Below are 7,563 nucleotides of genomic sequence, written 5' to 3' on the forward strand. Positions count from 1 at the left end.
GTATAAAATCACGCTGGATTTGGCGATTGCTCTTCATCTTTCTCAGCCCCCTCTGACTCTTCTGTCTCATCTGTTTTCCAGTCAATGGTCAAGCCTTCAAGATCAGATGTCTCTTCTCCTTTTTCTCTCTTAAGCATATCCAGACCACGGATAAGAATATTTTTGTTGGAACAGTAGGAAAAGGCAGTCTCTTCTGATATCAGCTCTTCCTTGTAAAGTTGAAGAATGTGCTGATCAAATGTTTGCATTCCAAAGGCTGTGCCATTGGCAATAATTTCATTGTATGTTTTACCTTCTGATTCTCCATTTATTATGACATCGTTGATCCTTAAGTTCATGCCCATTATCTCCAGGGCGGCAACCCTTCCTCCGCCGTTTCTGGGAAGCAGACGCTGGCATATAATATATCTGACAGTATCTGCTAACCTTAAACGTACCTGAGCCTGCTCTTCCTGTTCAAACATGCCAAGAATTCTGTTTATTGTCTGTCCTGCATCAACCGTATGAAGGGTACTTACAACAAGATGTCCTGTTTCAGCAGCAGCAAGTCCTATTTCCATGGTTTCTCTGTCACGCATCTCACCAACAAGAACAACTTTTGGAGCCTGTCTCAACGCCGCCCTTAACCCTGATGAAAAGCTGTCATAATCATTTCCAAGTTCCCGTTGATTAAACGTGGCTCTCTTATGGGGATGAACAAACTCAACAGGGTCTTCAAGGGTGACAACATGGACGGATTTTTGTTCATTAATCTGGTTCAGAAGAGCCGCAAGCGTGGTTGATTTTCCCGAACCCGTTGAACCTGTGACAAGAATAAGCCCATTTTTTACTTCCGCCATTTTGTGAAAAATAGATGGAAGTCCAAGTTTTTCAATACTTGGAATGGTAGTCTCAAGTTTTCTCAAGATTGTTGATAGATGATTTTTCTGCTTGAATATATTTACCCTGAAGCGAGCCTTGTTACCAAGCCAGTAAGATAAATCACATGAGCCGGTTCTGACAAGATCTTCAAGAAGCCTGGGATCTCCTCCTATAAGATTGAGGGCAAAAACTTCTGCCTGAAAAGGTGTTAACTCATCAAAGTCTGGGACAACCGGAACATCTGTAAGTTGTCCAGAAGACTCGACCTGCAATTTTTTGCCCACAGTCACATTCAGGTCAGAGACATTGCTGAATGTTTCGAGCATACATGTAATCCAGTAATCAATTTCGGATTGTTTCATGGCTTTTTCTCTTTACTTTAGGTATTTTTGAGATAGTGTCATGGCTTTTTTATCTTTACCGTGGAAATAGATACAATTTTCTATATTCGGGGGTGGCTGAATCACAGCCATGTCAGTTTACTCATGAGTCGTAACTTCTCAAACATATCACCATATATTTGTGTTTTCATTTACTGCTGATAAGGCAAATTTTTGAGTACAAGATAACCATCTATATCCATCACAATAGCCTTGATGGTAACTGTTTTTCCAATATCATTTTTGTTTCTTGGATGAAGTCCATCTGGAAAATAACCGCTGACAAAAATGCAATTTACACCATCTGAAATAGACCAGTCATTTCTTGTAATAATCTTTGTTTTTCCGGAACATCCATTCCAGCCAAGGAAATTCCCTTTAACAGTAACTGCCTTCTGGTTAAGCGTTTCGGAAAATTCATAGAGATTTGAAACTGTATATATATAATCCCCTGCTCTATTTATTGGGAAATCTTTTTCATCGGTAATTTCCCTTGATGGCTCACTTTCTTGTGAACTCTGGGTTTTATCAAAAGTTTCATTTCCACCCAAACAGCTTACCAGTGCCATTGTCATAATAATCGTAATAGATATGATCAGAGAATGGAGAATATTTTTTATGTTTATGGCACTCATATCATTCAATTGTCCCGCTCTGCTCCTTCTCCTTAAATGCTTCATAAAGATTGAGAAGGTTTTGTGAGTTGTTTTTACCACGCCTCTGGTCGTAAATGGATTTGATGTTAAGGAGAATCTCTTTTTTCTCTTCAAAGGATAGAGGAGAGAATGCGCGCATGGTTACAGCAGGTATCCACCAATCAGAATAAAATCCGTTCAAAAGCCTTAATATTTCCCGGTCACCCCAGTAATCAGGAGCAGGGCGGCCAAGATGCATATATTTCATTGCGGAGCCTGTAATGGAGTCGTAAAGGTAATCCCAAAATAAAACTCCGTTTGATGGATCCATATAAAAAAGGAAGACATTTGCATAATCATCCCAGTATCCATTATCGTAATAATTTACCAGATACATATATGTCCCAGGCATGATATTCTCTTTGGTTGCATACATCTCGTAGCTGTTTCCTGATACTGCTGAATCAGGAGAGTAATATCCGTTTGAGGTGCTTGCACCTATCCAGCAGGAGCCAATTGTGAAATCAGGTTCAATGACATAAATATCAATATCTGCATCCCCAAAAAGCCCCCAGTCATCCATCCAGAGAGCAGCATATGCAAAACCGCCACTCATTGTTTGCTGGGTAATATCAGGATTGCCTCCGGATGCCCTTATAAACTCTGCAACAAAATCACTCCAGGGTGATTCTCCTGAGTTGTTGCAGGATATGGACTGATAATCCAGAAGTTCGTTACCCACCAGAATTGATTCGGTTGGAAAAAATATGGCCAGGCCGTGTGAATTGTCAACATTTGGTGCCGATATCATCCCTCCTTCCATATATGTGGATGAGTAGAAGCTATTTGAAATCACAACATTTTTTTCTATAAAATCAGCGGTTTCTGCTGCATAAGTTCCAATTTCACCTTCAAGTTGCCCAAGATTTTCAAGTAAATCAACAAGATCTATATTTCCCTTGGAGAAGTAATACTGGGAAGCAGAACGGGCATTGGCATAGGAAGGAACATGGGTGGAGATATTTTCCCTTAAAAGCGATGAGAGCTGATTGATTCTCTCATGTAATTTGTCAATTTGATCCAGAGCCAAAGCTGATTTTGTTACACTGTTTCTTGTGTTTTTATAGGAGTCCACAAAGCTTTTTACAATGTTTTTACTTAGCATGGCTCCATCCATTGAAGGATTTGCATATAGAGCGTTTAATATATCTGTGTAGGGGTTGCCATCCCCTGGTTCCACCTCCTCTGAAAAAACCATGTAGTCAGCAAGGCCTGAAAATTCATAGGCAACTTCATACATGGCCATAAGGCATGCGTCAAAGTCAATAAGATCAAGATAAACCCCTGATTGCCGCACAGCATCTCCAAGTTGTTCAAGGGACATGAAGGTGCCGGATGTCTCATCCTGGACAGCACCTTTCATCAGAATAGAGCCATTATCTTCTTTTTGTCTGCTTTTCCAGCCATCCCCGTGATCCCATATTGTCAGGGCATATCTTTCAGCAGGATATGAGCTTGCTGCCCATTGAATAAATGATGTCAAGGTGTCAGGAGAACCCATATCTGCATTGCCGATGGTGGAAATAGGAGTTACCCTGCCATCTGCAATTTTCAGGCGATATGTGGAATATCCGGACTGCATGTAAGAAGGCAGTGAAAATGAGTGATTAGGGCTGCACTCTATCTGGACAATGCAGTTGACACTGGAGTTTGATGTTGCTGCTTTCATCTCTTCCACATCCGCAATCCCTGCCTGGGAGAGATTGTTGTCTCCTCCTATGTAAACCATGTATGTCCAGTCCGCAGCATCTGCCCGAGTCTGGATAACCAAAATCAACAAAAGCATAATGATACAGCGGATTATTGAAATTTTCATAGTTCTGTCTCCTCTTTTGGGGATGTGGTAAGATAAATTAAGAGACAAGGCTATCCTTGTCTCTGTTGTTTGTCAGGCATAACTCCTGCTTCTCGTTCTCTGTACAATATAAAGAATACCAAACAGTGCCAATCCCATGGGATATACCCAGTATCTCTGGTCATGGGGAATATTGAGCCATTTTGCAACCTGATCCGGTCTCATTAGCATAAAGGTAACAGAAAGAAAAAAAGGAATTTCATATACCTTGTTTTTTGCCACAAACCACCCTTGTGTTGCTGATGCAAAGGCAAAGTTACCAAAACATGCCATTACAAAGATAAGGATTCCCTGGGGCCAGCTCGAGATATTATGAAGGATGAGATCCGAATTAAAGATAAACATGAATGGCAGAATTGCCGTTCTGATATCATACATGAATCCCTGAATCCCTGTTGCAATTGGCGGTGATTTGGCAATGGCAGCAGCAGCATATGCCGCAAGGCCCACAGGCGGGGTATCATCGGCAAGTATTCCAAAATAGAAACAGAATAGATGTGCTGCCATAAGCGGTACAATAAAATCCTGCATACTGCCGATGGAGACAATGGCAGGGGCTGTAAGGGAAGCCATAACAATGTATGTGGCTGTAGTGGGAAGGCCCATGCCGATCATAAGACTTGCAAATGCTGTAATAACAAGCATCAGGTAGATATTACCACCTGAGAGAACATCAATTACCTCTGTTATAAGTCCTCCAAGTCCCAGAGCAACAACACCCACAATAATACCAGCAGCAGCCGTTGCAAGTGCAACCGATACCATATTTCTGCCACCAGATGCAAGTGCTGAAACAATGTCTTTTATGCCCGTTATAAATGCAGGTTTCAGGGGCTCATTATTTTGCCATGCCTTTACAGGATGCTGAAGGAGCATTATGAAGGCCATGACCCATATGGCATTGAATGCAGCAAGCTCAGGGGAGTGCCTTACAACAACAAGCTCATACAAAAGCATGGTAAGGGGAACAAGATAATGTATTCCACTTATCAGGGTCTTGAAAAAAGGTGGCAGTTCTGTTCTGGGCAACCCTCTAAGGCCAAGTTTTGAGGCTTCAATATGGGTTATGTAAAAAAGTGCTGCATAGGAAGCAAATGCCGGCACAAAAGCTGCTTTTACCACCTCAATATAGGGAACATTTACATATTCAGCAATTATAAATGCTGCTGCACCCATTATGGGAGGAGCAAGCTGGCCGTCTGTGCTTGCAGCAACTTCAACAGCCGCAGCTTTTGTGGGAGGGTATCCCACTTTTTTCATCATTGGAATGGTAAAGGTTCCTGTTGTAACAATGTTTGCAATACTTGAGCCAGATACCATTCCTGTAAGTCCACTTCCCAAAATTGCAGCCTTTGCAGGCCCGCCTTTAAATCCACCAAGAAGGCTTAATGCCAACTGGATGAAATACTTTCCGCCTCCTGCTTTGTCAAGCATGGCGCCAAAAAGCACAAAAAGAAAAACAATTGTGGCTGAAACATCAAGGGGCACTCCATAAATGCCCTCGGTTGACATGGTCATCTGACCCACAAAACGGTTGAGAGAAACCCCTTTGAAGGCAATGACATCAGGCATGTGAGGTCCAAGAAATGCGTATGTGATAAATAGAATTGCAATAACAGGAAGTGCAGGTCCTATGACTCTTCTTGCAGCCTCAAGAAGCAGTACTGTCAATGTGATACCAATAATCAGATCCCTTGCAATGGGCGAGCCATACCTTTGAGCCATGCCCATGTAGTCAATGGCAATATATAGAGCGGAAAATGAGGCAACTATGGCGATAATAAAATCCATAATCGGAATTTTTTTGGTCTGTGCAAGGAAGGTAAGGCCAAAATAGGGCTTTTTGAAAAACGGGTAATTCAAAAACACTATCATAAGGGCAAAACCAAGATGTATGGCCCTTATGTAAGTGGAGTCCAGGGTGAGCCATCTTGCAATGGCAAGCTGAAAAAGACTCCAGCAGATGGCAATTGTTGGAATGATATATTTTGTAAAATCTTCGGGCTTCCTCCCGATGCCCTCCTCTTCTTCGGCAAGTTTTCTGGCAAGCTCAATGCCGTCGTCGTTATTGTTATTTTGTTTAACCATATGTTACTCCAGATAAGAAAATGGGCAATTACGAGTTTTTTTTGTTAGAAAGTCTCCATAAAATACTGACATATCCATAAAATACTGACATATAAAGACTTTTATGCATCGTTCTGATGCCCTCGCAATCATGAATGTTTATTAGAAAGTCTCCATAACATGCTGATATATAACGATTTTAATGTTTCGTTGTGATACGTCAGCAAACATGGGGGTTTATTAGAAAGTACCTGTAATAGCTTGTTTTTAAAGGATTTTCATGCTTCGTTGTGGCAAATCTGTTTGCCATGGTCGTTATATAGCTTTCCAGCAAAAAATTTTATTTTTTGGTCAAAAAAATTATTCCAGATAACAGATAGTTAGAGTTTTTCATTCTCAATTTAATTATCTGGAATACTATATTATTATTTTTGGTCTGGTATTAGAGTGGGATTAAGGACGGAAATTTCTGACGGGCAGCAAACATCTGTCAGCTATTAAGGTGTAATCTGCCTTAAAAAGGGCTGACAGAAGATGTTTGCATTCCCGCGGGTTATAAGAGTTTCTAAGCAAAATGAAAGATGCTCTTTGGGTTTATTTCAATCCAGCTTCTTTATAGTATTTCATGGCACCCGGATGAATTGGGGCTGAAAGCCCTTCAAGCATATTTTTTTTGGTCAGCACCTTATATGCTGGATGAAGTTTCTTGAATTCGTCAAAATTTTCAAATACTTCCTTGGTTATAGCATATACTATATCGTCAGATACATCAGCAGATGTTACAAGCGTGGCTTTAACTCCAAAAGTATCTACGTCGCTGTCATTTTCTGCACCAGGATAATTTTCAACAGGCACAAATGATTTTGCATAATATGGAAGTGATTCAATCATTTTATCAATGCCAGGGCCTGTTATGGCTATGAATTTAACCTTTCTTGCTCCGGCAGTGGCTTCCTTGAATGCTCCGCTTGGATGACCAACAGTATAGAAAAAAGCATCCAGTCTGCCATCTTGAAGAAGTCCGGGAGCTTCTGCTGCTTTTATGTATTCTGCCTCTACATCCTTTTCAAGGTCAAATCCAATTGCTTTAAGTGCATCGGAAGAGTTGCCAAGGTGACCTGAACCGAAATTTCCCATATTGACACGTTTGCCTTTAAGATCTGTAATGGTATTTATTCCGGCGTCAACAGCAGCAAGAAGGGTACATGATTCCGGATGGATGCTGAATACAGCACGAAGTTTTTCCTGTTTCCCCTTTTCTTCCCAGTCTGCGATTCCATTGATGGCTTGGTACTGACGGTCAGACTGTACAACACCAAATTCAAGATCGCCTGCCATTACTGCATTAACATTAAAAACAGAGCCCCCTGTGGATTCCACAGTGCATCTTATGCCATACTCCTTTTTTTTCTTGTTGACTATTTTGGCAATGGCGCCTCCGGTGGGATAATAAACGCCAGTGATGCCACCAGTCCCTATTGTTACAAACTTGGCGGCAAACAGAGGTATTGCTGTAAAAATAAAGATCATTGAGATGACAAATGCCATAATTGCTGTAAAATTTCTTTTCATGAATCCTCCTTAAAAAAAATAATGGTTTGATGATGAGCCAGTAAAAAGTTCGATGCCAGCAGTTTTAAAAGTTCAATGCCAGAAGTTTTAAAAAATTGATCCCAGAAGTTTTATAAGTAAAAAAACTGGCATC

At 41.0% G+C, this 7,563-nt stretch carries 5 protein-coding genes; all 5 read right to left on the reverse strand.

Annotated features, from left to right (window positions below):
- Window positions 1-8 precede the first annotated feature (8 nt).
- Window positions 9-1,223, reverse strand: a complete 1,215-nt coding sequence (locus MTBBW1_RS19970; RefSeq protein WP_080806423.1) for a type IV pilus twitching motility protein PilT — start codon at window positions 1,221-1,223, stop codon at window positions 9-11.
- A 170-nt stretch (window positions 1,224-1,393) separates the two neighbouring features.
- A complete protein-coding gene (locus tag MTBBW1_RS19975; protein WP_080806426.1) occupies window positions 1,394-1,885 on the reverse strand; it encodes a hypothetical protein in 492 nt (163 codons plus the stop codon).
- A complete protein-coding gene (locus MTBBW1_RS19980; RefSeq protein ID WP_080806428.1) occupies window positions 1,878-3,752 on the reverse strand; it encodes a clostripain-related cysteine peptidase in 1,875 nt (624 codons plus the stop codon). The genes MTBBW1_RS19975 and MTBBW1_RS19980 overlap by 8 nt, the downstream gene beginning before the upstream one ends.
- 72 nt (window positions 3,753-3,824) lie before the next feature.
- Window positions 3,825-5,879 (reverse strand): TRAP transporter permease, encoded by a 2,055-nt coding sequence (locus MTBBW1_RS19985; RefSeq protein WP_080806430.1) that lies wholly within the window; start codon window positions 5,877-5,879, stop codon window positions 3,825-3,827.
- A gap of 573 nt (window positions 5,880-6,452) precedes the next feature.
- A complete protein-coding gene (locus MTBBW1_RS19990) occupies window positions 6,453-7,430 on the reverse strand; it encodes a TAXI family TRAP transporter solute-binding subunit (RefSeq protein ID WP_080806432.1) in 978 nt (325 codons plus the stop codon).
- Window positions 7,431-7,563: the final 133 nt, after the last annotated feature.

Source organism: Desulfamplus magnetovallimortis (genome assembly GCF_900170035.1).
Taxonomy (GTDB): Bacteria; Desulfobacterota; Desulfobacteria; order Desulfobacterales; family Desulfobacteraceae; genus Desulfamplus; species Desulfamplus magnetovallimortis.